Annotated in this window: 21 protein-coding genes and 1 tRNA gene; 10 read left to right on the forward strand and 12 right to left on the reverse strand. The window is 65.4% G+C overall.

Translation table 11 applies throughout. The annotated features are described in order from the left end of the window. Positions 1-42 precede the first annotated feature (42 nt). Positions 43-1,065 carry a lipopolysaccharide heptosyltransferase I gene (waaC, locus tag D769_RS01975; RefSeq protein WP_035882357.1) on the forward strand — a complete coding sequence of 341 codons (1,023 nt, stop codon included), beginning with the start codon at positions 43-45 and terminating at the stop codon, positions 1,063-1,065. Here the strand turns inward: waaC and D769_RS01980 are convergent. The 6 genes from D769_RS01980 to D769_RS02005 form a co-directional block, all read right to left on the reverse strand. Then, entirely contained in the window at positions 1,020-1,709 is a 690-nt protein-coding gene (locus D769_RS01980) for a hypothetical protein (protein WP_008641579.1), read from the reverse strand. The two genes, waaC and D769_RS01980, sit on opposite strands and share 46 nt — an antisense overlap. A gap of 142 nt (positions 1,710-1,851) precedes the next feature. Continuing rightward, positions 1,852-3,045 (reverse strand): cytochrome c, encoded by a 1,194-nt coding sequence (locus D769_RS01985; RefSeq protein WP_008641581.1) that lies wholly within the window; start codon positions 3,043-3,045, stop codon positions 1,852-1,854. A 15-nt stretch (positions 3,046-3,060) separates the two neighbouring features. Beyond that, positions 3,061-3,849: an ABC transporter ATP-binding protein gene (locus D769_RS01990; protein WP_008641582.1), complete on the reverse strand. Its 789-nt coding sequence runs from the start codon at positions 3,847-3,849 to the stop codon at positions 3,061-3,063. Then, positions 3,843-4,886, reverse strand: coding sequence for an ABC transporter permease subunit (locus D769_RS01995; protein ID WP_008641584.1), 1,044 nt, complete (start codon positions 4,884-4,886; stop codon positions 3,843-3,845). The genes D769_RS01990 and D769_RS01995 overlap by 7 nt, the downstream gene beginning before the upstream one ends. Before the next feature lie 4 nt (positions 4,887-4,890). Beyond that, complete coding sequence (locus tag D769_RS02000) at positions 4,891-5,916, reverse strand: ABC transporter substrate-binding protein (protein WP_008641586.1); 1,026 nt, start codon at positions 5,914-5,916, stop codon at positions 4,891-4,893. A 35-nt stretch (positions 5,917-5,951) separates the two neighbouring features. Then, positions 5,952-7,043, reverse strand: coding sequence for an LLM class flavin-dependent oxidoreductase (locus tag D769_RS02005; RefSeq protein WP_008641588.1), 1,092 nt, complete (start codon positions 7,041-7,043; stop codon positions 5,952-5,954). Between the two features lie 194 nt (positions 7,044-7,237). Between D769_RS02005 and D769_RS02010 the strand changes: the two genes are divergently transcribed. The 5 genes from D769_RS02010 (at position 7,238) to bluB (ending at position 12,330) form a co-directional block, all read left to right on the forward strand. Then, positions 7,238-8,446, forward strand: a complete 1,209-nt coding sequence (locus D769_RS02010; protein ID WP_035882287.1) for an acyl-CoA dehydrogenase family protein — start codon at positions 7,238-7,240, stop codon at positions 8,444-8,446. A 102-nt stretch (positions 8,447-8,548) separates the two neighbouring features. Next, the gene (locus D769_RS02015; RefSeq protein WP_008641596.1) at positions 8,549-9,169 is read left to right on the forward strand and encodes a cysteine dioxygenase type I; all 621 of its coding nucleotides are present in this window, start codon (positions 8,549-8,551) and stop codon (positions 9,167-9,169) included. Next, entirely contained in the window at positions 9,166-10,764 is a 1,599-nt protein-coding gene (locus D769_RS02020; RefSeq protein ID WP_008641607.1) for a rhodanese-related sulfurtransferase, read from the forward strand. The genes D769_RS02015 and D769_RS02020 overlap by 4 nt, the downstream gene beginning before the upstream one ends. Positions 10,765-10,928: 164 nt before the next feature. Continuing rightward, positions 10,929-11,525: a ParB-like protein gene (locus D769_RS02025; protein WP_008641610.1), complete on the forward strand. Its 597-nt coding sequence runs from the start codon at positions 10,929-10,931 to the stop codon at positions 11,523-11,525. Positions 11,526-11,628: 103 nt separating this feature from the next. After that, positions 11,629-12,330, forward strand: coding sequence for a 5,6-dimethylbenzimidazole synthase (gene bluB, locus D769_RS02030; protein WP_008641612.1), 702 nt, complete (start codon positions 11,629-11,631; stop codon positions 12,328-12,330). Between the two features lie 123 nt (positions 12,331-12,453). Here the strand turns inward: bluB and D769_RS02035 are convergent, their stop codons facing one another. From D769_RS02035 to D769_RS02060, 6 genes are all read right to left on the reverse strand, one after another. After that, positions 12,454-13,341, reverse strand: coding sequence for a universal stress protein (locus D769_RS02035; protein ID WP_008641614.1), 888 nt, complete (start codon positions 13,339-13,341; stop codon positions 12,454-12,456). 30 nt (positions 13,342-13,371) lie between these two features. Then, positions 13,372-16,110: a cation-transporting P-type ATPase gene (locus tag D769_RS02040; RefSeq protein ID WP_008641616.1), complete on the reverse strand. Its 2,739-nt coding sequence runs from the start codon at positions 16,108-16,110 to the stop codon at positions 13,372-13,374. A 616-nt stretch (positions 16,111-16,726) separates the two neighbouring features. After that, a tRNA-Val gene (locus tag D769_RS02045) sits at positions 16,727-16,801 on the reverse strand. Positions 16,802-16,925: 124 nt separating this feature from the next. Further along, complete coding sequence (gene dnaQ, locus D769_RS02050) at positions 16,926-17,651, reverse strand: DNA polymerase III subunit epsilon (RefSeq protein ID WP_008641619.1); 726 nt, start codon at positions 17,649-17,651, stop codon at positions 16,926-16,928. 22 nt (positions 17,652-17,673) lie between these two features. Then, positions 17,674-18,111: a ribonuclease HI gene (gene rnhA, locus D769_RS02055; RefSeq protein WP_008641621.1), complete on the reverse strand. Its 438-nt coding sequence runs from the start codon at positions 18,109-18,111 to the stop codon at positions 17,674-17,676. Between the two features lie 18 nt (positions 18,112-18,129). Next, positions 18,130-18,924 carry a methyltransferase domain-containing protein gene (locus D769_RS02060; protein WP_011516914.1) on the reverse strand — a complete coding sequence of 265 codons (795 nt, stop codon included), beginning with the start codon at positions 18,922-18,924 and terminating at the stop codon, positions 18,130-18,132. A 12-nt stretch (positions 18,925-18,936) separates the two neighbouring features. On the opposite strand from D769_RS02060, the gene gloB reads away from it, so the two are divergent. From gloB to D769_RS02080, 4 genes are all read left to right on the forward strand, one after another. Beyond that, entirely contained in the window at positions 18,937-19,737 is an 801-nt protein-coding gene (gene gloB / locus D769_RS02065) for a hydroxyacylglutathione hydrolase (RefSeq protein ID WP_008641624.1), read from the forward strand. Positions 19,738-19,874: 137 nt separating this feature from the next. Then, positions 19,875-21,584, forward strand: a complete 1,710-nt coding sequence (locus D769_RS02070; RefSeq protein WP_008641625.1) for a transglycosylase SLT domain-containing protein — start codon at positions 19,875-19,877, stop codon at positions 21,582-21,584. A 172-nt stretch (positions 21,585-21,756) separates the two neighbouring features. Beyond that, positions 21,757-22,716: a glycerophosphodiester phosphodiesterase family protein gene (locus tag D769_RS02075; protein WP_206536991.1), complete on the forward strand. Its 960-nt coding sequence runs from the start codon at positions 21,757-21,759 to the stop codon at positions 22,714-22,716. Between the two features lie 83 nt (positions 22,717-22,799). Continuing rightward, a complete protein-coding gene (locus D769_RS02080) occupies positions 22,800-24,689 on the forward strand; it encodes a propionate--CoA ligase (RefSeq protein ID WP_008641627.1) in 1,890 nt (629 codons plus the stop codon). Positions 24,690-24,694 lie beyond the last annotated feature (5 nt).

Raw genomic sequence — 24,694 nt, forward strand, 5'->3', positions numbered from 1 at the left:
GCGCCCCCATTTTTGCTGGCCATCGTGGCCGACCCACACCTCATGAAGCGCATCCTACTGATCAAGATCACGTCGCTCGGTGACATGGTGCATACGTTACCGCTGGTCCACGATCTGCGACGCGCCTATCCCGGCGCGAAAATCGACTGGGTAGCCGATGCCTCCTGCGCGGATATCCCGCGTTGGACGGTCGGCATTGATCGTGTGATTGCACCGCCGCTGCGCCAGTTCAAGAAAAACGGCAAGAAGTGGCGAGACCTGCGTGGCATTCTCGGCGCGGTGCGCGAGTTGCGCCGCGAGCCCTACGACGTGGCCATCGACGTGCATGGTGTCTACAAGAGCGCGATCGTTGCGCGCCTGTCCCGGACCCGCCGCCGCCTGGGGTATGCCGCCGAATTTCTCGGTGAGTCACGCGCCGAATTTGCCTATACCGAACTGTTCGGGCCGCACGGTGATGCGGACTGCCGGCACAAGATGCGCCTCGTGGTGGCCAATGCGCTCGGCTACGAGATCGAGCCGCAGGAAACCTGCGAGTTGAGCATCCCGAAGCCGGCCGCGCCGCTCGCCGCAGACGGCGTGCCGCGTGCGATGCTGTTTCACGCTACGTCCGCCGAGATCAAGAAGTGGCCGCAGGCAAACTGGATCGAGGTGGGCCACGCGCTCTCGCTCCGGGGCTACCGCGTGCAGTTGCCGTGGGGATCGCAGCAGGAGCACGAAGAGGCGAAGGCACTTGCGGCCGCCATTCCTGGCGCGGAAGTGCTGCCGCGCATGTCGATCACGGAGTGCGCGCAGCGTGTCGATGCGGCGGCGCTGGTCGTCGGCATGGACACGGGGTTCGTGCACCTGGCCGATGCGCTTGGCAAGCCCACGGTCATGATCTTCACGGCGACGTCCCGGCCGCATTTCGGCGTGAATCGGCCTGGCCAGTCGATCTCGGTCGGCGACAACGGCGTGCGCCCTCCGGTCGACGAGGTGCTGGCGGCGGTTGCCCAGGTCACTGGGCACGGTGCCGGCGCAAGTCAGGGATTGCCCCGCGATTGTGCTACGGGCGACGTGTCGGCGTAACGCCAGTAGTTGAATGCGACGATCGTGGCGCCGGCATGCGCCGTGACCAGATCCAGCATGAACGGCAGTTGGCGAATCCGTAGTCCGATCATGTAACGGGCCACGCCCTTCAGTCCTTCAGGCGGCGCAATGCGCTCCCCGTGGCGCATTGCCAGCCGCAAGATATGCACAGGGACGAATCGCTGCGGATCGCTCATGCGTGCGTGTGCGGCCTCCGTATAGAGCAGCGGCGTGTCCGCCAGTGCGGCGAAACGCGAACGCAACTGCGCGAGCATCGCGGGTGCCAGCGCCATGCCTGAGCCGTTCAATCCCAGTGCGGTCATGCCACGCACGTTGGCCTTCCACAAGCCGCCCACTACCATCAACGAGCCACGTTCCGCCGGCGGCGGCAGTGCCGTCATGGCTTCCCATACACCAAGCATGTCGCCATTCAGATCGAAGAGATGGCAGCGATCGGCGAATGCGCGCTGGTAGCCGACGATACAGTCGAGGTCGTCGTCAAACACCGGCAATACGTCGCGCGGCATTCGCGCCGGGCGGACTTCGAAGAGCCCGGACGAGACGGGATAGCGGCCCGTCCAGGGTTTGGCGGCCCCCACGGCGAAGTCGGGGCCGGCATCCGCGGGCAGAAGATCCAGTGACATCGGAAGCAGTCCGTAGCGATTGAGGAGTGCATACGCTACGGGGGGCAAAGGGGCGCAATGTGAGGATTTTTCGATGCGCGATGGCGGCCCTTTCTGAAGCTGCTCCGTGACTTGATCCGACGCAACCGGATGCCCGGGGGGACTAGTGGATAAAGCCTCCCTGGACGAATCGGACGGGTTCGGCATCCATGCGCAACAGCAGTGACGTGAGGCCATCCGTGCCGGGCGATGTCGGGCCACGGTCCTTGTTGACCTGACCGGTCGAACAGAGCAGATCGGCGGTACCCCACGCATCTCGGCCCGGCAGGGATCGCGCGCGCAGCCAGCCATCGCGATCGGCCAGGAACTCGGTGCCAGCCAGTCTGTTGGGGGCAATGCCGGCGATGCGGGCGTATGCGTCCCAGGCTAGCGGTGATGCGGCGACGCACCCCGCGCGGAACTGTGGGACATTGACGGGCGGCTTCCCATCGCGCGTCAGCAGCAATGTCAGAAAGCGTGGGTCTTCCAGTGGCAGCGCGCCGGCATAGCCCTCGCCCTCGAATGCCACCACTCGGACGCGCTGATGTCCGCGCCAGTCGGCCATCGGGCGCCCCGCATCCTGTCCGCAGCGTACCGTGACGTCGAACAGACGCAATGGGATCGGCCAGTTGCCGAACGTCCTGGCGGCAGTGCCGGCGGCCAGCACCTTGGTGTAGTCGATCACGGCCCAGGTGTCGGCATCGTCGAACGCTCGCGAGAATGCGGGCATCGTCTGCCGGCCCTCGCTATCGCGCATCCCATTGGCGATATGCCAGAACAGATCGCCGCCGGCGCGGCGTCCCAGTAACGGGCCGACGAACGTTGGTGGCCATCGCGATAGCCCGGCCGCGAGCGGTCCTTCACCCCGGCCATCCTCGCCGTGGCAAGCGGCGCAATGCTGCGCGTAGAGACGTGCGCCATGCGCGATGCTGTCGGCTGAGAAGCGGGTGGGGCTGCGGTGAAAACTGGTGGGTGCGGCAGGGGTGAACAACAATGCCGGCGATGGCCAGGGTGCGAGGATAAGCGTCAGCGCCGCGGCAGCGAGCCAGGTCAGCCGCTTGCCACGCCAGATGCCGGCGACGGCGACACAGGCCAGCGCCGCCGCGATTGCCGCAAGGCTCCATGCGACCTGACGTGCCAGACCCAGATCGATCAGCAGCGTTTCCCCCGCGATTCTCCGGGCCCACGGCCAGGCGGGCTGGCCATGCGCGTCACCGGAGAGGTGCAGCCCATGCCAGAGCCGCAATAGCGCAAGCTGCCCGTCCTGCAACAGCGTGAGCAGCGTGTTGAGCCACGCCTGTGCCGGTGGTCCATTCATGCGTTGCGCTGCCCGTTACCAGCTGGCATCCAGACCCAGATGCCGCAACGCTTCGTGCCGCAGCTCGGTCAGCCGAGGGTCGCCGCGATGCCGTGGATAGGGCAGGTCCACGTCGATCTGCGCGGTGATCTTGGCCGGGCGCTGGCTGAATACGATGACGCGTTGCGCCAGGAACAGCGCCTCCTCGACGTCGTGCGTGACCAGCAGAGCGGAGAACCCGGCGCGTTGCCACAGTTCGACTAGATCGCTCTGCATGGCCAGGCGCGTGAGCGAGTCCAGTTTGCCGAGCGGTTCGTCGAGCACGAGCAGCCGTGGATCGTTGACCAGCGCGCGGGCCAGCGCCACGCGTTGCGCCATGCCGCCGGAGAGTTGATGCGGGAAGGCATCCGCGAACGCTTCGAGGCCCACGCGTCGGAGCGCGGCGTCGACGCGATGGCCTTCACGTCGCAACAGGCCGCGAGCCTGCAGGCCGAGCGCGACGTTGTCACGCACGCGCCGCCACGGGTACAGCGTGGGATCCTGGAAGACCACGATGCGGGAGGGATCGGGGTGGTCGATGGGCGTGCCATCCTGCCGGATCTCCCCGGCGTTCGGTGTTTCGAGCCCGGCCACCAGCCGCAGCAGCGTGGACTTGCCGCAGCCGCTCGGGCCGAGCAGCGCGACGAACTCGCCGGGCGCGACGTCGAGGCTGACGTCGTCCAGCACCGGCAACCGCCGCGCGCCGTCGCCGAAGGCGTGGCTGACACTGCGAATGTCGATCCGGGCGCCAGCGGCCTCGGGGGCGTGTTCCATTACGGCTACCATTTGACGGTTCCTTTCTGCCAGGAGAGCGCGCGGTCGCGCACGGCGAACAGCAATGTGATGACCCCTGAGAACAGCAGTGCCATGACGATCAGCGCTGCATACATGTTCACGTACGATGCCCAGCCCTGAGCCCAGGTCAGGTACCAGCCCAGACCGGATTTCACGCCCATCATCTCTGCCGTGACGAGCACGGAGAACGATGCGCCAAGCCCCATGAACAGGCCGACGAATACCTGAGGCAGCGCGGCGGGGATCGCCACGCGCAGCACCAGGAACCAGCCCGATGCGCCCATCGTGCGCGCCACGTCGTAGTAGCTCTTGTTGACGCCGGCCACGCCCGACCACGTCAGCACCGCCACCGGAAACGCGGTCGCCAGCGCGATCAGGAACACCGCTGCGGAATAGCTCGACGGAAAGAAGTAGAACGTGAGCGGCAGCAGCGCCGTGGAGGGCAGGGGGCCAAGCACACGCAGCACGGGGTGAATCCAGTAGCCGATGCGGCGAGACCATCCGATCGACACACCAATCAGGAAGCCTGCCAGCGCGCCGTATCCCACGCCAAGGCCGAGCAGCTTCAACGTGTTGAATGCGCTGTCGCCCAGACGTTGCCAGTCGTCGAGGTAGACCTCGATCAGCGCCTGGGGCGGCGCGAAGAATGGCGTCGGCAGGATCGCGGTCTTGGCGGTCAGGATCTCCCAGGCGGTGAAGACCAGTGGCAGGGCGACGAGCCAGGGACCGGCTGCCCGCAGTGCGGCGACCGCGCGCTGAAGCGGCCCACTTCGGCTTGCGTACCCGCCCGTCAGGGCCAGCAACAACAGCGCGGCGGATACACCGAGCACGACGATGCCGAGTTCCTCCGTATAGGCCCAGTCGTTGAACCCGGCCATCTTGTTGGGCCAGCGCCAGGTCACGGCGCCGAACACGCCCCAGGCCAGCGCCGCCACGATGCCCGTGGGCCAGACCGTCACGCGTGGGGCGACGGTCCTGGGGGCGGGTTGCGCGAGCCGCGCGTTGAGGGTGCTTTGGTTGGTCGTCATGGTCTTACCCCAGCACGTTGGCGTAGACATGCTGCGCCAGGCGTTTGGCATCGGTGGACTTCTTGAGCACGCCAATGCGGCGGAAGTCGTCGGCGTAGAACGCGATCTCCTCCTGCAGATCCACGCCGGTAGGGTGGTGCGTGTAGGTGAGCGTGGCGTAGAGCTTGCGCAGATCGTCCGGGCTGATCTTGGGCGAGTACTTGGCGAACACCTTTGCCGCCTCGTTAGGGTTCTCGTTGACGTAGTCCGTCGCCTGCACGATCGAACGCGCCAGCGCGGCCGCCGTCGGGCGATCGTTGCGAACCAGCTCGCCCCGCGCCCCCACCACGCAGCAGACCTTCCGTGCGTATTCGCCCGTCAGGTTGGTGGCCAGTTCCACGTACGCGCCGTTGGTGCGCTTCTCCAGCAGGTAGAGGTTCGGGTCGCCATCGGCGATTGCCTGGATTTCGCCCTTGTCGACGGCCACGCCGAGCAGGTCGGCCGGGTACTGCCGCCAGGTGATGTCGCGGTCGGGGTCGATGCCGTTCTTGGCCAGCAGGATCGTGAAGAAATGCTTGCCCGGTGCGGCCAGGTCGCTGACGCCGACGGTCTTGCCCTTGAGTGCCTGAAGGTTCGTGACGCCAGCCGCCTTCGCGCCAACCAGCCGCACGCAGCCGCCGTGCGAGCTGCCGATGATCTTCACGTCGAAGCCGGCTTCGAGCGGCTTGAGCCAGCGATGGATCATGCCCACGGCGGCATCGGCCTTGCCGGTGGCGATCGACTCGAGCAACTGGTCCGTGGACCCGCTGTAGTTGATCAGATCCACCTGCAACCCGTTCTTTTCGAAGAAGCCTTTCTCCTGCGCCACGACGATAGGCGTCAGGCAGAAGGAATTCTGGTTCCACGCGAAGGTGAGCTTGCGCGGGGCCGACCAGGCCTGACGGCCCAGGATCAGCGCGGGCGCGGCGATGGCCGTGGTGCCGGCCAGGCGCAGCAGGCTGCGGCGACGATTGTCAGGGCGGGACGATTGTTGGGACGGCTTCTGGCTCATGGTTTTTCTCCCCGTTTTCAGTTGTTCAGGCCGGTTCAGGCTGCCTTGCGCTGGCGCTCGGCATCGCGTTGCGCGACGAGCGCGCGCACACGCGGAATCAGTTCGCGACCGTAGTCGACGGCGTCGTCAAGCGGATCGAAGCCGCGGAGCAGGAACGTGCTGACGCCGAGGTCGTAGTAGGCCAGCAACGCATCGGCCACCTGTTCCGGTGTGCCGACCAGACCGGTCGAATTCGAACGGCCGCCGGTTTCGCGCGCGATGGCGGTCCACAGACGTTGATCAACGCGGTCGCCCTTGTCGGCGGCGGCGAGCAGACGACGCGCGCCCTCGCTCTGTTGCGGGCCGCCACGGCTGTAGCCGGCCTGCACGCGCAACGCGCGGGTGCGTTCCAGGATGCTGTCGGCGCGGGCCCACGCTTTTTCCTCGGTGTCCGCCAGTACGGGCCGGAATGACACCGAGAAACGCACCTCGCGGGCATGCCTGGCGGCCTCGGCACGCACGCGCGTGGTCAGCTCGCGTACCTGGTCGAGGGATTCGCCCCACAGCGCGTAGACGTCGGCATGTTTGCCCGCCACGGCGAGTGCTGCTTCGGAAGCACCGCCGAAGTAGATCGGCACATGCGGCTGCTGGGCAGGTTTGACTTCGGAGAAGCCGCGCTGGAAGCGGTAGAACGTGCCCTCGTGATCGAAGGGCTGGTCCTCGGTCCAGATGCGACGCAGGATGCCAAGGTACTCGTCGGTACGGGCATAGCGCTGGTCGTGATCGAGATAGTCGCCGTCGCGCCGCTGTTCGTCGTCTGACCCGCCCGAGATGAAATGCACCCCGAGCCGGCCGCCGCTGAACTGGTCGAGCGTGGCGATCTGCCGGGCGGCCAGCGTCGGCGCTGTGAAGCCGGGGCGGTGCGCCAGCATGAAATGGATGCGCTCGGTCACGGTGGCCGCGTAGGAGATCGTCAGCGTGGCCGATGGCCCGGTGGAATGGTGAGGCACCAGGATGCGGTCGAACCCGGCCTGCTCATGGGCCTGCGCGAACGCGCGCACGTAGTCGCGATCGATCACGGGCCCGTCAGGCGGGTGAATCTCGGACTGCTTCTGGCTCTGGATCATGCCGATGATGTCGACGCTCATGGGTGGCGCTCCTGGTTCGTGAAACGGTTCGAGCCGTCACCGTAAGCCAGCGCGCGCCGCGCGAGAACGAATAAAAACGTGACTCCATATGCGCTGGGAACCGATGCTCGATATGCGAATTGCGTCGTTATCGCCGGCCCGCTTCGGGCGGTACGCTATGCAGCGATTCGTTCACGTCTTCCGAAGGATTCCCGATGTCTTCGTCCCCCTTGCGCCGGCTGCCGACCAGTGAGGCGCGGCTGGCCAAAGTTCTTGCAGAACTCACGCCGCGCCTTGCTGCCACTGCTGCCGATCACGACTCGCGCGGCACATTTCCCCACGACAACTTTGCGTTGCTGCACCAGTACGGCCTGATCTCACAGGCGGTACCTGTGGCTTCGGGAGGTGGTGGTGCCGGGCTGGCAGAGGCGCGCCGCATCATCGCCGCCGTGGCCGGCGGAGACGCCGCGACGGCGCTGGTGTTGACGATGACCTACCTGCAGCACCGCGCGATCGGCCGGGACGAGGCACGCTGGCCGGAGGCGGTGCGCGAGCAGGTGTTCCGCTCGGCGGTGGAGGAGGGGGCGCTGATCAACTCGTTGCGTGTGGAGCCGGAACTGGGCTCGCCGGCACGGGGTGGGCTGCCCGGCACCGTGGCCACGCGCGTGGGCGATCGCTGGCGGCTGCGGGGGCACAAGCTCTACAGCACTGGCATCCCCGCGCTGCGCTGGCTGGCGGTCTGGGCGCGCACGCACGAACCGGAGCCGCGGATCGGGGTGTTCCTTGTACCGAAGCCCGAAGCCGACACGCCGGGCATCCGTGTGATCGAAAGCTGGAACCACATGGGACTGCGGGCATCGGGCAGCCATGAGACCTTGCTGGAGGATGTGTGGATTCCGATCGAACATGCGGTGGATATCCGTCCGCCATCGGCTTGGGCCCCGGCGGGCGCGAGCCAGGCCGATATCGACGGCAATATCGACCAGCAGGCATGGATGGTGGTGCTGCTCGGCAGCCTCTATGACGCCGTGGCGCGTGCCGCGTACGACTGGATTCGGGATTTCGTGCGCGAACGCGCACCTGGCAGTCTTGGCAAGCCGCTGGCAACCCTGCCGCGTGTGCAGGAGACCATCGGCGAGATTGCCGCGCTGCTGCGCGCCAACGAAGTGCTGCTGGACGATGCGGCGGGGCGTACCGACGCCGGCACGCCGCCGTCGGCCGAAGATAGCGGGCTGCTCAAGTTCACGGTGACCGGGAATGCCATCCGCGCAGTGGAGCTGGCGCTGCAACTCTCCGGTAATCAGGGCTTGAGTCGCAATAACCCGCTGGAGCGGCATTATCGCGATGTGCTCTGCAGCCGCATCCACACGCCCCAGAACGATTCGATCCTGACTGCCGCCGGCCGCACGGCGCTGGCCGACTGATCCTCGCAACGGAACGTCGCCGTCGTGCTATGTTTGCGGCAAACGTTATCGGCCGCGACGCCTTGCCCAGGCACGACGGCCGAATGATCCAGGAGACATGGCATGTCCACATCGCCAACCCCTGCGCAGGCGCTCAAGCCCCTGCGCGATTTCATTACCGCTTTCACGGCGCTGCTCGACCAGCATCCCGACGAAGCCCGCATTCTCGACGAGGGCGGCAGCCTGCTGGCCAAACTCGTGGCCAGAGACGACTGGTTGCCCGATGCCTACGCGCAGCCGCATCCCGAGTACTACCAGCAGATGCTGCTGCACTGCGACTCCGCCGAGCGCTTTTCGATTGTCAGCTTCGTGTGGGGGCCGGGCCAGCGCACGCCCATCCACGATCACACCGTATGGGGGCTGATCGGCATGTTGCGCGGGTCCGAATACGCGCAGCCGTTCGAGATCGATGCCGATGGCACGCCGCAGCCACAAGGCGAGGCAACGCGGCTGAACCCCGGTGACGTGGAGGCGGTGTCGCCGACGGTTGGCGACATCCATCGCGTGCACAATGCGTACGATGACCGCGTATCGATCAGCATCCATGTGTACGGGGCCAATATCGGCGCGGTACGCCGGCATGTCTTTCCGGAGACCGGCGGCAGCAAGGCATTCATCTCCGGCTATTCCAATTCCACCTTGCCCAATCCATGGGATCGTTCGAAGGACCCCATCGCGTCATGACTGAAGTTCAATCGTTTCCGACGACAACTAGCCTGGCCGTGCGCCAGGCATTGCTGGACCGCACCGAGATCGCCTTGATCGACGTGCGGGAGGAAGACCCCTATGCGCAGCAGCATCCGTTGTGGGCGGCCAACTTTCCGCTGTCGAAGCTCGAACTCGAAGCCTGGGCGCGCATCCCGCGCCGCGACACGCGCATCGTCGTGTACGGCGAGCACGATGGCGAGGATCTGGCCCCGGGCGCGGCGGCCAGACTGCGGGAACTTGGCTACACCGACGTCTCGTTGCTGGATGGTGGTCTGACCGCATGGATCGCTGCAGGCGGTGAGGTCTTTCGCGACGTGAACGTGCCGAGCAAGTCGTTCGGTGAACTGGTGGAGGCGAAACGTCACACGCCGTCGCTGGCCGCACCCGAGGTGCAGGCGCTGATTGACGGCAAAGCCGACGTGGTGATCGTCGACGCGCGCCGCTTCGACGAATATCAGACCATGAGTATTCCCACGGCCACGAGCCTGCCCGGTGCCGAACTGGTGCTGCGGATTCGCGAGTTGGCCCCTAACCCGGCGACGCAAGTGATCGTCAATTGCGCGGGCCGCACGCGCAGCATCATCGGCACACAATCGCTGGTCAACGCCGGAATTCCGAACCCGGTGGCGGCGCTGCGCAATGGCACGATCGGCTGGAAGCTGGCCGGCCAGGAACTGGACCACGGCGCGAGCCGTGTGGGGCCGGTACAGGTGGATGCCGCCAACCACGACAAGGCGCGCGAAGGCGCCCGTGCCATTGCCGCGCGGGCTGGGGTCCGTCGTATCGGATTTGGCGAATTGGCGTCCCTGCATGTGCCCGGCCGCACGGTCTACCAGTTCGACGTCCGCACGCCCGAGGAATACGCGGCCGGCCATCTGCCGGGATTCCGCAGCGCGCCCGGTGGACAACTGGTGCAGGAGACCGACCATCAGGCGCCAGTACGTGGCGCGCGCATCGTGCTGGCCGATGACGATGGCGTACGCGCGAACATGAGCGCGTCGTGGCTGGCGCAGATGGGGTGGGAAGTCTATGTTGTCGATCCCGTTGGCGAACATGAGCGCAGCGAACGTGGATTGGCGGCCGCGAACGTTCCGCCATCGCCCGAGGTGGCGACCGTTTCGCCTGCCACGCTGGCCGCATGGCTGAAGGAAGGCGACGTCGCCGTGATCGACGTGACCGCCAGCGTCAACTACGTCAAGCGCCATATCCCCGGCGCATGGTTTGCCATCCGTGCCCAGTTGGCTCAGGCGATCAAGGCGATTCGGCCAGCGAAGCGCTATGTGCTCACCTGTGGATCGAGCCTGCTGGCGAGGTTCGCAGCGGTTGATCTGCGGGCGCTGACGTCGGCCGAGGTCTTCGTGCTCGAAGGCGGCACGGCGGCCTGGGTGGAGGCCGGTTTGCCGGTAGAGCAGGGGGAAACTCGTCTCGCCGTACCGCGCACGGATCGGTATCGCCGGCCCTATGAAGGCACCGACAATGCCGCGGCTGCCATGCAGGCGTATCTCGACTGGGAGTTTGGCCTGATCGCCCAACTCGACCGGGACCGCACGCACTTCTTCGAGGTGGTCTGACACGGGTAACGCCGCAGGCACCTGCCGAGCGGAGGGACGGCCCTGGTTTCCTATACTTGCGGGAACCAGGGCCGCTTTCTTTATGAGACGTGCGTTGCGAGGCGCGGCTTTCTCGCTTCGGATTGCGGCCCTGGATCGAACCATGTGCCAGGAGGGCGACCGCCGTGCCGAAGATCCGAGAATCACTGATCCACGATCTGCATCCCACCCAACTGACAGTGGGCATGATCGAAGTGCAGGACAAGAAGACGCACCTGGCCTCGCTGAAGCCCAAGGATCAGCAGGCGTTCATGGAGGCGCATCCGATTCCGGCCGTCGAAGGCCCCGGAGGCAAGCTCTACATCACCGATCACCATCACCTTGGCCGGGCTGCGCTGGAGGCGGGCCTTACGTCCGGCTTCTTTATGGTGGAGGCCGATCTCTCCACCAGCGCGCCAGGCGATTTCTGGGGGGAGATGGACAAGAACCAGTGGGTGCATCCGCTGGACGAGAACGGGGTGCGCCACTGCTACACCCTGATCCCGTCCCATCTGGAAAAACTGATCGACGATCCGTACCGGTCGCTGGCCGGCTACGTGCGCGATGCCGGTGGGTATCAGAAGACGCCTACGGCCTTCGCCGAGTTCGTCTGGGCCGATTTCTTTCGTCGCCACATCGCCGTCGAGGACCTGAAGGCCGACTTCCAGGCCGCCGTCAGATGCGCGAAGGCGCTGGCCGCCAGCAAATGGGCGTCGGGCCTGCCGGGGTTCCAGTCGAAGTAACCTGCGACTTGCGCTTGCCGCTGCTGTTTGGTATTTGTCGGGCGTCCAGGCGTTGCATTCCGTTTCGGGATGACGCGGACATCGACAACAAGGAAGAAAAAGCATGTCAGGCCCGCACGTAGAAGCTTCCGAGCGCGAAGCGCTCTACCGCATCATGGCGTTGCGGCGCGATTGCCGTCATTTCACGCCCGGGCCGTTGCTTGGCGATGAGCAGTTGGAACGGCTGCTGGATGCGGCGCACCAGGCGCCCTCAGTGGGCCTGATGCAGCCGTGGCGTTTCATGCGCCTGAGCACACCATCCTGGCGCGAACGCCTGATTCCATTCGTGGAGGCCGAGCGACAGGCCACGGCGCAGGCCCTGGGGGAACGGGCCGCGGAATTCCTGCGGATCAAGGTGGAGGGTATTCGCGATTGCGCTGAACTGCTGGCTGTGGTGCTGGCGCCGGATGACGGTACTGTATTCGGACGGCGCAGCATGCCGCGTGAGATGGCGTGGGCGTCCGCCGCGTGCGCCGTGCAGAATCTCTGGCTGGCGGCTCGTGCCGAAAACCTCGGGCTAGGCTGGGTCTCGATGTTCGACCCCGAAGCGCTGGCACGCGAACTTCAGCTTCCCGAAGGCGCCACGCCGTTCGGGCTGCTGTGCCTGGGGCCCGTGCCGGCATTCTATGAAAAGCCGATGCTCGAGCAGATTGGCTGGCGGCAGCGCCGCCCGCTGCAGGAGATGTTGTGGGCGTCCCCGGACCTGCCGCCTGCCTCTGGTTCTGGTTCTGGTTCTGGTGGCGGGGAGCAGGTCGGAGGCGACTGACAGCGGGAGGCGACCGCTTGCGGCATGGCGTGGCTACCGCAAAGGCTCCCGACCGTGAGAACGTCGCGGACATCGATGTTGCTGACGCTACGTCTGGCCGGGTTGCCTTGTTCCCCGATACCTTCAACCCACCGAGCGCGGCCGGGGCACGACCATTGAGTCGCAGGGCAGGCAGTCGAGCAGTTTTGCGGCAGTGCTGCCCAGCAACGCGCCAGTCAGGGCATCGCGACCCTGCGCGCCCATCACCACCAGGTCGACATCGTGCTGGCGGACGTGCTGGGTCAGGTGCAATTCCAACCCACCACGCACGATCAGCGGTGTGACGCGCGTTCCTGCGGGCAAGGCGGTGGCGGCGATAAACGCGTCGTACTGCGCTCGCTCCTGCGCTTGCGCGGAGGCAGGCTGCGGTTGCGTGTCGGTCAGCCCCGCGAAAGGCGGCAGGTAGGCATGAAAAACCGTCAGTTCGCATCCCGGAAAAAGCTGCGCCGCCGTCAGCAGCGCATTGCGCGAGGCTTCGGAGAAGTCGGTGGCCACAACAATCCGGCGGTAGGGCGCGTGCGGGCGATTCCGCACTATCAGCAACGGCTGCGCGAGCGTGCGCGCCAGGCGCTCGACGCTAGAGCCGAGCAGGAACCGGCCAAGCAGCTCATACCGCGCAACGCCGGTGACCACCAGGCCGACGCCGGAAACGGTTGCCATGTTGCGGATCGTCTCCGAGATATCCCGGGACTTCATGATTCGCACCTCGGCACGTACGGGGAGTCCGGCCAGGTCACGATCGATCTGTCGGCGGGCGATATGCAGGGCATCGCCGTCACCGCCGGTATCGGCAGCCCAGGCCAGTGCCTGGTCCGGGTGCGCGGCGGGGTCGAGCACATGGGCCACGATCAGTTCGGCCTTCCATGCCTGGGCCAGTCCCGCTGCACGGTCCAGGGCGCGATCGCAGCGTGGGCTCAGGTCGGTGGCCAGCATCAGGCTTGCGGGCGGGGAGGTGGCGGGGAGAGTCGTCATGGGCATCTCGCTAATCGTTCAATGGCAGGTTCAATCGGCAGCCAGACGCTTACCAGCCGGTTTGCGTCGGATCAGGATCTTTTCGAGTTCGGCGACGCAGAACACCAGCAGGCCGGCGCCGATCACCTTGCACCACTCCAGCGCGGACAGGTCGGTGGAATCAAACACTGCCTGCATCAGTGGCAGGTGCGTGTAGGCTAGCTGCAGCGGCACGCAGGCGGCAATGGCCAGCAGCACATACGGGTTGCCGAACAGCCCCTCGCGGTTGAGCACGGTCTTCAGGATATGCCGACTGTTGAGCAAGTAGAACATCTCGGCGGCCACCACTGCGTTGACAGCCATCGTGCGCGCGGTTTCCAGGCTGGTGCCGTCGGATAGCTCCCACAGGAACAGACTGAGCGCCCCCGCCATCATCAGGATGGATACCATCGTTACGCGCCAGACAAAGAAGCCCGACAGCAGCGTTTCTCCAACCGGGCGCGGTGGCTTCGCCATGATGCCGGCCTCGGCGGGCTCGAAGGCGAGCGCCAGTCCCAGCGTGCTGGACGTGACCATGTTGATCCAGAGTACCTGGGCAGGGGTGACGGGCAATGGCAGGTCGAACAGGATCGCGGCGATCACGATCAGCGCCTCGCCGCCGTTCGTCGGCAACATGAAGAGGATGAACTTCTTCAGGTTGTCGTAGACCGCGCGACCCTCGCGCACCGCGTGGGCGATCGACGCGAAGTTGTCGTCGGCGAGCACTACGTCGGAAGCCTCCTTGGCCGCCTCGGTGCCCTTGAGCCCCATCGCGACGCCAACGTCGGCCCGCTTGAGCGCGGGCGCGTCGTTGACGCCGTCTCCGGTCATCGACACGACCTGGCCACCGTCCTGAAGCGCGCTGACCAGGCGCAGCTTGTGCTCTGGGCTGGCGCGCGCGAATACGTCCACTTCCATCGCCACCCGGCGCAGTGCGGCATCGTCCATCAATGCCACCTCGCTGCCGGTCAAGGAGGGCTTGCCGACGCCGATCGCCAGTTGCGCGCCGATCGCGCGTGCCGTTTCGACGTGGTCGCCGGTAATCATCTTGACCCGGATGCCAGCGTGGTGGCACTCGTTGACGGCACGGATGGCTTCCTCGCGCGGGGGATCGATGATGCCGACCAGCGCCAGCATCGTGTAGCCGGTTTCCATATCGGAGAACGCGAGCTTGTCGCCCACGGGCGCCGCGCGCTTGCAGGCCAGGGCGAGCAGGCGAAGGCCCTGCGCTGCGGTGTCGGTCGCCATGCGGCGCCAGTAGTCCACGTCCAGCCGGTGCTCCCCATCGAGATTCCACTGCCGCGCGCACATGTCGAGGATGCGCTCGGGCGCACCCTTTACCAGGATCCACGGCGCATGATTGGCATCGTGGTGGTAGGTGGCCATGAAGCGGTGCTCGGATTCGAAGGGGATGGAATCGAGCCGATGCCAGCCGGATTCAGGATTCTGGTGTTCCACGCCCGCCTTGGCGCCAGCCACCAGCAATGCACCTTCCGTCGGGTCGCCCTCGACGTGCCACATGCCTTCGTCATTGCGCATGTTGGCGTCGTTGCAGAGTACGCCGGTGCGCAGGGCCATGGCCAACGGCGCGCAACTCATGGGGTCGACGATGTGCCCGTCGATGCTGAAGTCTCCCACCGGCGCATAACCGACGCCCCCGACATCGAATACATGGCCCGCGCAGACCATGCGCTGCACGGTCATCTCATTGCGCGTCAGCGTGCCGGTCTTGTCGGAGCAGATCACCGTCACCGATCCCAGCGTCTCCACCGCCGGCAGACGCCGCACGATGGCATGGCGCCGGGCCATGCGCTGCACGCCGAGCGCAAGCGTGACGGTCATGATCGCCGGTAGCCCTTCGGGGATGGCGGAGGCCGCCAGTGCCACGGCCATCATGAACATGTCGGCTGCGGAGTGGCCACGCCAGAGAATGCCGGCCACGAACACCACGGCGGAGAGCAACAGGATGGCTACCGCCAGACCGCGTCCAAAACGATCGATCTGCCGCACCAGCGGCGTCGACAGGCTTTCGATGCTGCTGAGCATCTCGTTGATCCTGCCCAGTTCCGTGGCGCTGCCCGTCGCGACCACGATGCCGGTCGCCTGTCCGTAGACCACCAGCGTGCCGGAGTACGCCATGTCGAAGCGATCGCCCAGCGGCGCGTCTTCCGCCACGGGCGCGACATTCTTTTCCACGGGCAACGATTCGCCGGTGAGCGCGGCCTCCTCGACCCGTAACTCCTTGACCGAGGTCAGGCGCAGATCGGCGGGCACCCGGTCCCCCGAAGCCAGCGCGACCACATCGCCCGGCACGAGATCCGCAGCGGCGATCTCGTGCCGCTGGCCGTCGCGAATCACGAACGCAAGCGGGGCGAGCATGGCGCGGATGGCATCAATGGCGGCTTCGGCCTTGCCTTCCTGGATGAACCCGATGACGGCATTGATCACGACTGCCACGAGCAGCACGGCCGCATCGACCCAGTGTCCGAGAATCGCCGAGACGATCGACGAGCCGAGAATGATGTAGAGGAGGATGTTGTGGAACTGCAGCAGCAGCCGCATCAGCGGGCCGCGGCGCTTGGGTGGCGCGAGACGGTTGGGACCGTACTCGTCCAGTCGACGGGAGGCTTCGGCTGCGCTCAGACCGGCTGCGCTGGTCTGCAGGGCCTGCCCGACCTGTGTGTCGGTGAGCGTGTGCCAGATGGGTGGCGATTGGTTTTCGGTGTCGTGGCTGGCAGGAGGACCAGTCATGTGGAGTCGGGGCCTTTTTCTGCAACCGGGCGGGCCGGTTTCGCGTTTCGATCGGAGGCGCGCATCGCCTGGTCAAGCCGCAGGCATCTTCTGGGGAGCCTGCGACACGGCGACGGCCTGACGGAGAAAGGGCGTATCAGATACTAGCTTGCTTCGATCACGCCCCGATGACAACACCTTGGAAGGCACTGCACATCTCTATTTCAACATCGCTTGGCGCTTGAGGGGGATGATCTCCATCAAAGTGATTAAGACACTCCTTGGCAAGTTGGGGCAGAGCAGTGCCACCGTTCAGCGGGGCATTCGGAGCTGTCAGTCCGCCAGGGGCGCGCGACACCTGCAGGCTTGGCGCGAGTCGGTGAGCCTCATCCGGGATGATCAAGCGGCAGCGTCGCAAGGTATGTACTTGCCGAAACGACAAGAATCACCAGCCATGATCGGCTGGTCGAGAGGGCGGGTAGGGCGTCGACGTTGTCGATAGGCGTTCGATGGGCCCAGTGTCGTGATCCGTGAAGGACGGCGAATACCGTCGGTCATCGACAGACAACAAAAAACCCGGAAAGCTCGTCAGCGATCCGGGTTCACGGCAACGTTAGGCGTTGCAAGCCACAAATTTTGGTGGGTGGTACAGGGATTGAACCTGTGACCCCTGCCGTGTGAAGGCAGTGCTCTACCGCTGAGCTAACCACCCATGCTGCTTCGTCATCGTTGCTGCTGATGTCGTGCAGTGGAGAAACGAGATTATGCCGATGGGCCGGTATCTTGTAAAGCCCTTTTTCGAATTTTCTTCGAAATCCCTCGGGAGGCGCCGGGCCCTACTGAGTGGCGGCTTCGGCAGGGGAGGCATCCTGCCAGACCGTCTTGCCGCCACTTGCCTTGTCGAGTTCCTTGAGCACACCCATGTGCGCCGAGATTTCTTCCTCGGAGGCCAATAGCACGGGCAGCGTCATGGCGGACAGGTCGGCGGTGCTACGCGTCTCGCCATCCGTGGCGGCGCCGTCGAGCATGTCGATGACCAGTGAGTTCTGGCCGCGCGTCATCGCCAGGTAGACCTCGGCGAGCAGTTCGGCATCGAGCAGTGCGCCGTGCAGCGTGCGATGGGAGTTGCTGACGCCCAGTCGGTCGCACAGCGCATCCAGCGAGTTGCGCTTGCCCGGGAACATCTGGCGGGCTTCACGCAACGTATCGATCACGCTGCTGGCGTGCTGGCGGAACGGCGGCAGGTCCAGGCGCTGGAATTCCATATCCAGGAAGCCAAGGTCGAAGGGCGCGTTGTGGATGATCAGTTCGGCGTCCTGCACGAAGTCACGGACCTCGTTGACGATCTCGGCGAACTTGGGTTTGTCGGCCAGGAAATCGAGCGTGATCCCGTGCACGGCGATGGCATCCTCGTGGATGTCGCGCTCTGGATTAACGTAGAAGTGGAGGTGGCGGCCTGTCAGGCGGCGATTCACCAGTTCCACACAGCCGATTTCGATCAGGCGGTCGCCTGTTGCGTGATTGAGGCCGGTGGTTTCGGTATCGAGGACGATTTGTCGCATGGGCAGGATTGTAAACGACGGCTCAGGTATTGATCGATGCCACCCCCCGATTGGCCAGCGCATCCGCGCGCTCGTTGCCGGGGTGCCCGTTGTGACCACGCACCCAGTGCCACGTGATCTGATGAGGTTTCTGGGCTTCATCCAGTACCTGCCAGAGGTCGGCGTTCTTGACCGGCTTCTTGTCCGCTGTCTTCCAGCCGCGCGCCTTCCAGCCGTGAATCCACTCGCTGATGCCTTTCTGCACGTACTGCGAGTCCGTATAGATATTGACGATGCATGGGCGCTTGAGCGCGCGCAGCGCCTCGATGACCGCCATCAGCTCCATGCGGTTGTTGGTGGTGGGGCTTTCGCCGCCGAACAGTTCTTTCTCGTGGCCGCCGGCGACGAGCACGGCGCCCCAGCCGCCGGGGCCGGGATTGCCCTTGCAGGCTCCGTCGGAGTAAATCGTGACTTCTTGCATGGATATAAGGTGATGGTCCTAGCTGTCCTGGCCGGGGGTCTTGCCGTGCGTGCCCGTGGGCGTGGCAACCGGAGCCGCTACTGGCTTCAGCGCCGACTTGGGTGTTTTCCAGGCCGGGCCCACCAGGCGGATATTCTTGACGCGCTTGACCGCCGAGATCATATAGACCGCGCCGAAGATCGGCCACCAGCGGTCGCCGGCCTTCTCCATGAATGCCGCGCGCTGCAGCCAGCGTTCCGTGCGATAGGGCGGGCAGTAGCAGCCGAAGCGGCCCCGGATGATCTCGAACCCGAGCAGCTTGAGCCAGTCCTTGATTCGCACGAACCCGATGGTTTGGGCGTCACTTGGCAGGAAGGGCATGGCGCCAAGGCGGTTCAGGCCCTGCCGCGCCCCCCACAGGCTCATCGGGTTGAAGCATGTCACCACCACGCGCCCTTCGGGCATCAGCACGCGCGAGACTTCGCGCAGCACTTCGTGCGGGTCTTCCGAGAATTCGAGGACGTGCGGTAGCGTGACGAGGTCGATGCTCTGCGTATCAAAAGGCAGTTCGTCGAACCGGCATAGCAGTTGCCGAGCATCGGGATGGGTCTCCCTTGGCCCGTGCGGGCCCGCGCGGCCGTCCAGCGCCAACGCCGAGAACGGCATCCGGTTCTCGCGCAACGTGTCGATGGCGGGCAGGCCGAACTGCACCGCGTGATAGCCAAAAATGTCCGCTACCGTCCGGTCATACTGCTGGCCTTCCCACTCGAGCACGTACTGCCCGGGTGGCGAGGCTAGCCATTCTTCCCAATCTATAATCGGTCGGTTGGACATAGAGGAGCACGCATGTTGAAAGTGGAGCCGATTCCCGCCTTTCAGGACAACTATATCTGGGCAATCCATGACGGGCATAGCGCGGCCGTGGTGGACCCAGGCGAGGCCGCACCGGTCGAGCAGTTTCTGGCGCAACGCGGGCTGGCACTGGGCGCTATTGTAATCACCCATCACCATGGGGATCACCAGGGTGGTGTATCAGACCTCCTCGCGCGTCATCCGAGTGGGCCGAACGGCGAGCCACTGCCGGTGATCGGCCCGCAGGGCGAGCGAATCGCCCACCGGACGCAGGCCGTGCGCGAAGGCGACACGGTCACGCTGCGTCATCCGGCAGTGACGTTCCGGGTACTGGATGTACCCGGCCACACCGCGGGCCATGTGGCCTATGTCGGCGACCTGCCCGGCGCCGGCCCCGTGGTGTTTTGTGGCGACACGCTGTTCGCCAGTGGCTGCGGGCGCTTGTTCGAAGGCACGCCGGCCCAGATGCTGGCATCCCTGGACAAGCTCGCGGCACTGCCCGGCGACACGCGCGTCTACTGCGCCCATGAGTACACGCGCAGCAACGTCCGCTTTGCCCGGGCCGTCGAGCCGGCCAACCCGGATCTGGCGGCGTGGGCGGCGCGGGTGGATATCCTGCGCGAGGCCGGCACGCCTACGGTGCCAACGACCGTGGCGCACGAGCGCGCGGTCAATCCGTTCTTGCGGTCCCGCGAGTCCGCCGTCCGCCAGGCTGTGCGGGCGCAGGGCGGCGACGTGAGCGATGACGCGGCGGCTTTTGGTGCGCTGCGCGGCTGGAAGGACGGCTTTCGTTAACGCGGATGGGACAATCCGGTTGCGGGCTGGGCGAGGACAATTGACTCAAATTGCATCATGGGGAAAATCTCATTGACGCGAGGGGGGCTTTTCCATAGCATCAGGCCAACTTTTTGGCGTCACTTTCAGAGAACTTAATGCGATTTGGTCGATTTCTGGCGGTAGTTGCGTGTGCCACGCTGCTTGCAGCCTGCGCCAGCACACCCACACCGCCCGCCGGCGAATTGTCCGGCACGCCGACCGCCCTGGAATCCGGTCCGAAGAAGGACCCGCTCAATACCCTCAACAGCACCGGCCGCGCCGGCACGTTATCCCGTTCTACCGTCGTGAATGTCGACCAGTCCAGCGTGGACTGGCTGCGCGGGCCGTCCAGCGATATCTGGGACCGCATCCGCAAGGGTTTCGCGATGCCTGACCTGGAAGGCACGCTGGTCGATGATCGCACGCAGTGGTACGCGGCCCGCCCTGACTATATGGAACGGATGGTGGGCCGGTCGAGCCGCTACCTCTACCACATCGTCGAGGAACTCGAGCGGCGCAAGATGCCGACCGAGCTGGCCCTGCTGCCGTTCGTGGAGAGCGCATTCAATCCCCAGGCGGAATCCACGGCCAAGGCCGCCGGCATGTGGCAGTTCATCCCGAGCACGGGCAAGACGTACAACCTCAAGCAGAACATGTTCCGCGACGAGCGGCGCGACGTGCTGGCATCGACCGACGCGGCGCTCGACTATCTGCAACGGCTCTACGACATGTTCGGCGACTGGCAACTGGCGCTGGCCGCCTACAACTGGGGCGAAGGCGCCGTGTCGCGGGCCATCGCGCGCAATCAGGCCCGGGGGCTGCCCACGGACTACGCCAGCCTGACCATGCCGACCGAGACGCGCTATTACGTGCCGAAGCTCCAGGCGGTCAAGAACATCATCGCCAACCCGGCCGCGTATGGCGTCAGGCTGCCCGAGATTCCCGATCATCCGTACTTCGTGACGGTCACGACCTCGCGGGATATCGACGTGGCGCTGGCGGCCAAGCTGGCCAATATGCCGCTGGACGAGTTCAAGGCGCTCAATCCGTCGTTCAACCGGCCGGTGATCCTGGGTGCGGCCAATCCGCAGATCCTGCTGCCGTTCGAGAACGCCGAGCGCTTCCAGTACAACCTCAATACCTATCGTGGCGGGTTGTCGAGCTGGACGACGGTGACCGTGGATAGCCGGGAACGTGTGGAGTCGCTGGCTGCGCGGCTTAATGTGGATGTGGACACGCTGCGCGAGATCAACCGGATTCCCAAGGGGATGCGCCTGAAGGCCGGTTCGACCGTCATGATTCCGCGTACCGAGCGCCACGACCAGGACATCAGCGCATCGCTGGTCGATACGGCCATGCTGGCCGTGGAGCCGGATGTGCCTGACGCCAAGCGCGTTGTGGTGCGGGCGGGGCGCAAGGATACGGTGTCCACGGTGGCGCGTCGCTATGGCGTGTCGGTCAAGCAGGTGCAGTCGTGGAACAAGCTCTCCGGCAGCAAGCTTGTTGCCGGACAGAGTCTGGTGCTGATGCTGCGTCCGAACTCCGCCGCCATGCGGGCGGAGCGCGCCGGGGACGAAGACGAAGCGCCAGCCAAGGCCGCGCCACGTGGCAAGTCGGGTGGCAAGACACAGGCCGTGGCAAAGTCGGAGAAATCCGATAAGGTCGAGAAGTCGTCGCGATCAGCCAAGGCCGAACCCCGCAAGCGGGTGGTGGTGGAGACCTCGCCGCACGGTTCCACGAGCAAGTCGTCGGCCAAGTCCGCCACGCGTGAAAGCAAGCCGTCGCCGACGCCAGCGACCAAATCCAAGTCGAGCCGCGCGCAGTAGCACCTGCGCGCGCGGCGACCTCCTGACGCCGCGAAATTCTGGCAACCCGGTTCCACGCTAGACGCTGGGCCGGGGACGCGCCGTGCCTCCGTCATGCAAATTGATGGGCATCAAGAACGTAGTCGGCGAAGGGTGGCAAAAGGGCAGTCTGATCCACCAATGGAACTGCCCGATGTCCTTCCCCAAAACCGTCTGTTGCCTGCCGATTCTCTTGGCGTGTCTTGGCGCGTCATGCGAACGCGCGCAGGAGGATGACGAACCCGATTACCCTCTGCCCAAGCTCGTGGCGCATCGCGGTGGCACGGCGGATCGCCCGGAAAACACGCTTGTGGCGATCGAGTCGGCATTGCGCCAACGTGCCGACGTGATCTGGCTGTCGGTGCAAACGAGCCTCGATGGCGTGCCGGTGCTGTACCGCCCGAGCGACCTGTCAGCGCTGACCAATGGATCGGGCAAGGTGGCCGATTTCAGCGCCGCCACGCTGGCGACGCTCAATGCCGGCTGGTCCTTCGCCGAAATGGGTTCGGATGGCGTGAAGCGCTACCCCTATCGCGACAGTCCGGTCGGCATTCCCACGCTGCAGCAGGCATTGCGTGCCATCCCGGCCAACGTGCCGATCATCCTCGACATGAAGTCGATGCCGGCGGCGACGCAGACGGCCGCGGTGGCTGCAGTGCTGGATGCAGAGAACGCCTGGAGCCGCGTGCTGATCTACTCGACCGAGGCCGATTACCAGAATACGTTCGCAGCCTGGCCACGCGCGCGGCTGGCCGAGGCGCGTGACGTGACCCGGCGTCGACTGGTCTCCGCAACGCTTGGCCAGCACTGCGATGCGCCATCCGTTTCAGGTGTGTGGGCGGGATTCGAGATGCGACGCAACGTGGACGTGGTTGAGACCTTCACGCTCGGGGAGGGGCATTCGCCGGTCCAGGCGGTGCTCTGGACCAAAGCCTCTGTCCATTGCTACCGGTCGAAAGTGGCGGCCAACCTCGTGGCATTCGGCGTGAATGATCAGGCTGACTATTGCGAGGCAAAGCGTTTGGGGCTGGACGCTGTCATGGTAGATTCTCCAGAAAAGATGGCCGGCATCCGAACGCAGGTGGAAAAGAACCCCGCGTCGTGCAACCAGTAGAGGTAGTCGGCAGGTTTGCGCCTGTCGAACTGTTCAAGCCATCAACACCGCACTGATCACCCATATAGCGGAGGAGACATACCATGACGGCAAGCCGCGCACTGCACGCGCGCTCCCTTTCCGATCCGGCAGGATTCTGGGCCGAACAGGCCGCACGCATCGATTGGGAGACCCCCTTCGAACGCGTGCTCGACGACAGTCGCCCACCTTTTGCCCGCTGGTTCGTCGGCGGGCGCACCAACATCTGCCATAACGCCATCGACCGGCACCTGGCCGCGCGTCCCGACCAACGGGCGCTGGTCTATGTCTCGACTGAGACCGATACCGAACGTACCTACACCTACCGCGAGTTGCATGACGAAGTCACGCGCATGGCGGCGACGCTGCAGGGGCTGGGCGTGCAGCGCGGCGACCGGGTGCTGATCTACATGCCGATGATTCCGGAGGCAATGTTTGCGATGCTGGCCTGCACGCGCATCGGTGCCGTGCATTCGGTGGTGTTCGGCGGGTTTGCCTCGGTCAGCCTGGCGGCCCGTATCGATGACGCCAAGCCGCGCGTGATCGTGAGCGCCGATGCCGGCTCCCGTGCGGGCAAGGTGGTGCCGTACAAGCCGCTGCTTGATGAAGCGATCCGGCTGGCTGGTCATCATCCCGAAAAGGTGCTGCTGGTGGACCGCAAGCTGGCTGAGATGCCGCTGGTCAGCGGCCGCGACGAGGACTACGCGGCCTGGCGTGACAAGGTGGCCGGTCAGGCCGTGCCATGCGTCTGGATGGAATCGAGCGAGCCGTCCTACGTGCTCTACACGTCGGGCACCACGGGCAAGCCCAAGGGCGTGCAGCGAGACACCGGTGGCTACGCGGTGGCGTTGGCCACGTCGATGGAAAATATTTTCTGTGGCAAGCCGGGCGACACGATGTTCACCGCGTCCGATATCGGTTGGGTGGTGGGCCATAGCTACATCGTCTACGGGCCGCTGCTGGCGGGCATGACCACGGTCATGTACGAAGGCACGCCGATTCGTCCTGATGGCGCGATCCTGTGGAAGATCGTCGAGCAGTACAGCGTCAACATCATGTTCAGCGCGCCTACGGCGATCCGTGTACTCAAGAAGCAGGACCCGGCGCTGCTCAAGCGTCACGACCTGTCCAGCCTGCGGCTGTTGTTCCTGGCGGGTGAGCCGCTGGACGAACCTACCGCGCGCTGGATTCAGGACGGCATCGGCAAGCCCGTGGTCGACAACTACTGGCAGACCGAATCGGGCTGGCCGATCATCGCGATCCAGCGCGGCGTGGAAGCGCTGCCACCCAAACTGGGATCTCCCGGGGTGCCGGCCTACGGTTACGACCTGCGCATCGTCGATGAGGTCACCGGCGAGGAGTGTCCGCCAAACACCAAGGGCGTGGTGGCGATCGACTATCCGCTGCCACCGGGCTGCATGTCGACGGTCTGGGGCGACGACGACCGCTTCATTCGCACGTACTGGTCGGCGGTGCCGAATCGTCAGTGCTATTCCACGTTCGATTGGGGTATCCGCGACGAGGATGGCTACGTCTTCATCCTAGGTCGCACCGACGATGTGATCAACGTAGCAGGCCACCGACTGGGCACCCGAGAGATCGAGGAAAGCCTGTCGTCACACCCGGGCGTGGCCGAGGTGGCCGTGGTCGGCGTGCAGGATGCGCTGAAGGGCCAGGTCGCCATGGGCTTCTGCATTGCGCGTGATGCCGGGCGCACGGCAACCGAAGCGGACCGCATGGTATTCGAGGGGGAGTTGATGAAGACGGTCGAGCAGCAGCTCGGCGCGGTGGCGCGACCGGCGCGCGTGTTCTTCGTCAATGCGCTGCCCAAGACACGCTCGGGCAAATTGCTGCGCCGCGCCATTCAGGCGGTGGCGGAAGGCCGTGATCCGGGTGACCTGACCACGATCGAGGACCCGACGGCGCTGGAGCAGGTGAAGGAGTCGCTGGCCTGACGCAG

The sequence above is a fragment of the Cupriavidus sp. HMR-1 genome (assembly GCF_000319775.1).
GTDB lineage: Bacteria > Pseudomonadota > Gammaproteobacteria > Burkholderiales > Burkholderiaceae > Cupriavidus > Cupriavidus metallidurans.

Coding starts and splice junctions, on each gene's coding strand:
- waaC (WP_035882357.1), top strand. CDS start 43: ATGAAGCGCATCCTACTGATCAAGATCACGTCGCTCGGTGACATGGTG.
- D769_RS01980 (WP_008641579.1), bottom strand. CDS start 1,709: ATGTCACTGGATCTTCTGCCCGCGGATGCCGGCCCCGACTTCGCCGTG.
- D769_RS01985 (WP_008641581.1), bottom strand. CDS start 3,045: ATGAATGGACCACCGGCACAGGCGTGGCTCAACACGCTGCTCACGCTG.
- D769_RS01990 (WP_008641582.1), bottom strand. CDS start 3,849: ATGGTAGCCGTAATGGAACACGCCCCCGAGGCCGCTGGCGCCCGGATC.
- D769_RS01995 (WP_008641584.1), bottom strand. CDS start 4,886: ATGACGACCAACCAAAGCACCCTCAACGCGCGGCTCGCGCAACCCGCC.
- D769_RS02000 (WP_008641586.1), bottom strand. CDS start 5,916: ATGAGCCAGAAGCCGTCCCAACAATCGTCCCGCCCTGACAATCGTCGC.
- D769_RS02005 (WP_008641588.1), bottom strand. CDS start 7,043: ATGAGCGTCGACATCATCGGCATGATCCAGAGCCAGAAGCAGTCCGAG.
- D769_RS02010 (WP_035882287.1), top strand. CDS start 7,238: ATGTCTTCGTCCCCCTTGCGCCGGCTGCCGACCAGTGAGGCGCGGCTG.
- D769_RS02015 (WP_008641596.1), top strand. CDS start 8,549: ATGTCCACATCGCCAACCCCTGCGCAGGCGCTCAAGCCCCTGCGCGAT.
- D769_RS02020 (WP_008641607.1), top strand. CDS start 9,166: ATGACTGAAGTTCAATCGTTTCCGACGACAACTAGCCTGGCCGTGCGC.
- bluB (WP_008641612.1), top strand. CDS start 11,629: ATGTCAGGCCCGCACGTAGAAGCTTCCGAGCGCGAAGCGCTCTACCGC.
- D769_RS02035 (WP_008641614.1), bottom strand. CDS start 13,341: ATGACGACTCTCCCCGCCACCTCCCCGCCCGCAAGCCTGATGCTGGCC.
- D769_RS02040 (WP_008641616.1), bottom strand. CDS start 16,110: ATGACTGGTCCTCCTGCCAGCCACGACACCGAAAACCAATCGCCACCC.
- dnaQ (WP_008641619.1), bottom strand. CDS start 17,651: ATGCGACAAATCGTCCTCGATACCGAAACCACCGGCCTCAATCACGCA.
- rnhA (WP_008641621.1), bottom strand. CDS start 18,111: ATGCAAGAAGTCACGATTTACTCCGACGGAGCCTGCAAGGGCAATCCC.
- D769_RS02060 (WP_011516914.1), bottom strand. CDS start 18,924: ATGTCCAACCGACCGATTATAGATTGGGAAGAATGGCTAGCCTCGCCA.
- gloB (WP_008641624.1), top strand. CDS start 18,937: ATGTTGAAAGTGGAGCCGATTCCCGCCTTTCAGGACAACTATATCTGG.
- D769_RS02070 (WP_008641625.1), top strand. CDS start 19,875: ATGCGATTTGGTCGATTTCTGGCGGTAGTTGCGTGTGCCACGCTGCTT.
- D769_RS02075 (WP_206536991.1), top strand. CDS start 21,757: ATGTCCTTCCCCAAAACCGTCTGTTGCCTGCCGATTCTCTTGGCGTGT.
- D769_RS02080 (WP_008641627.1), top strand. CDS start 22,800: ATGACGGCAAGCCGCGCACTGCACGCGCGCTCCCTTTCCGATCCGGCA.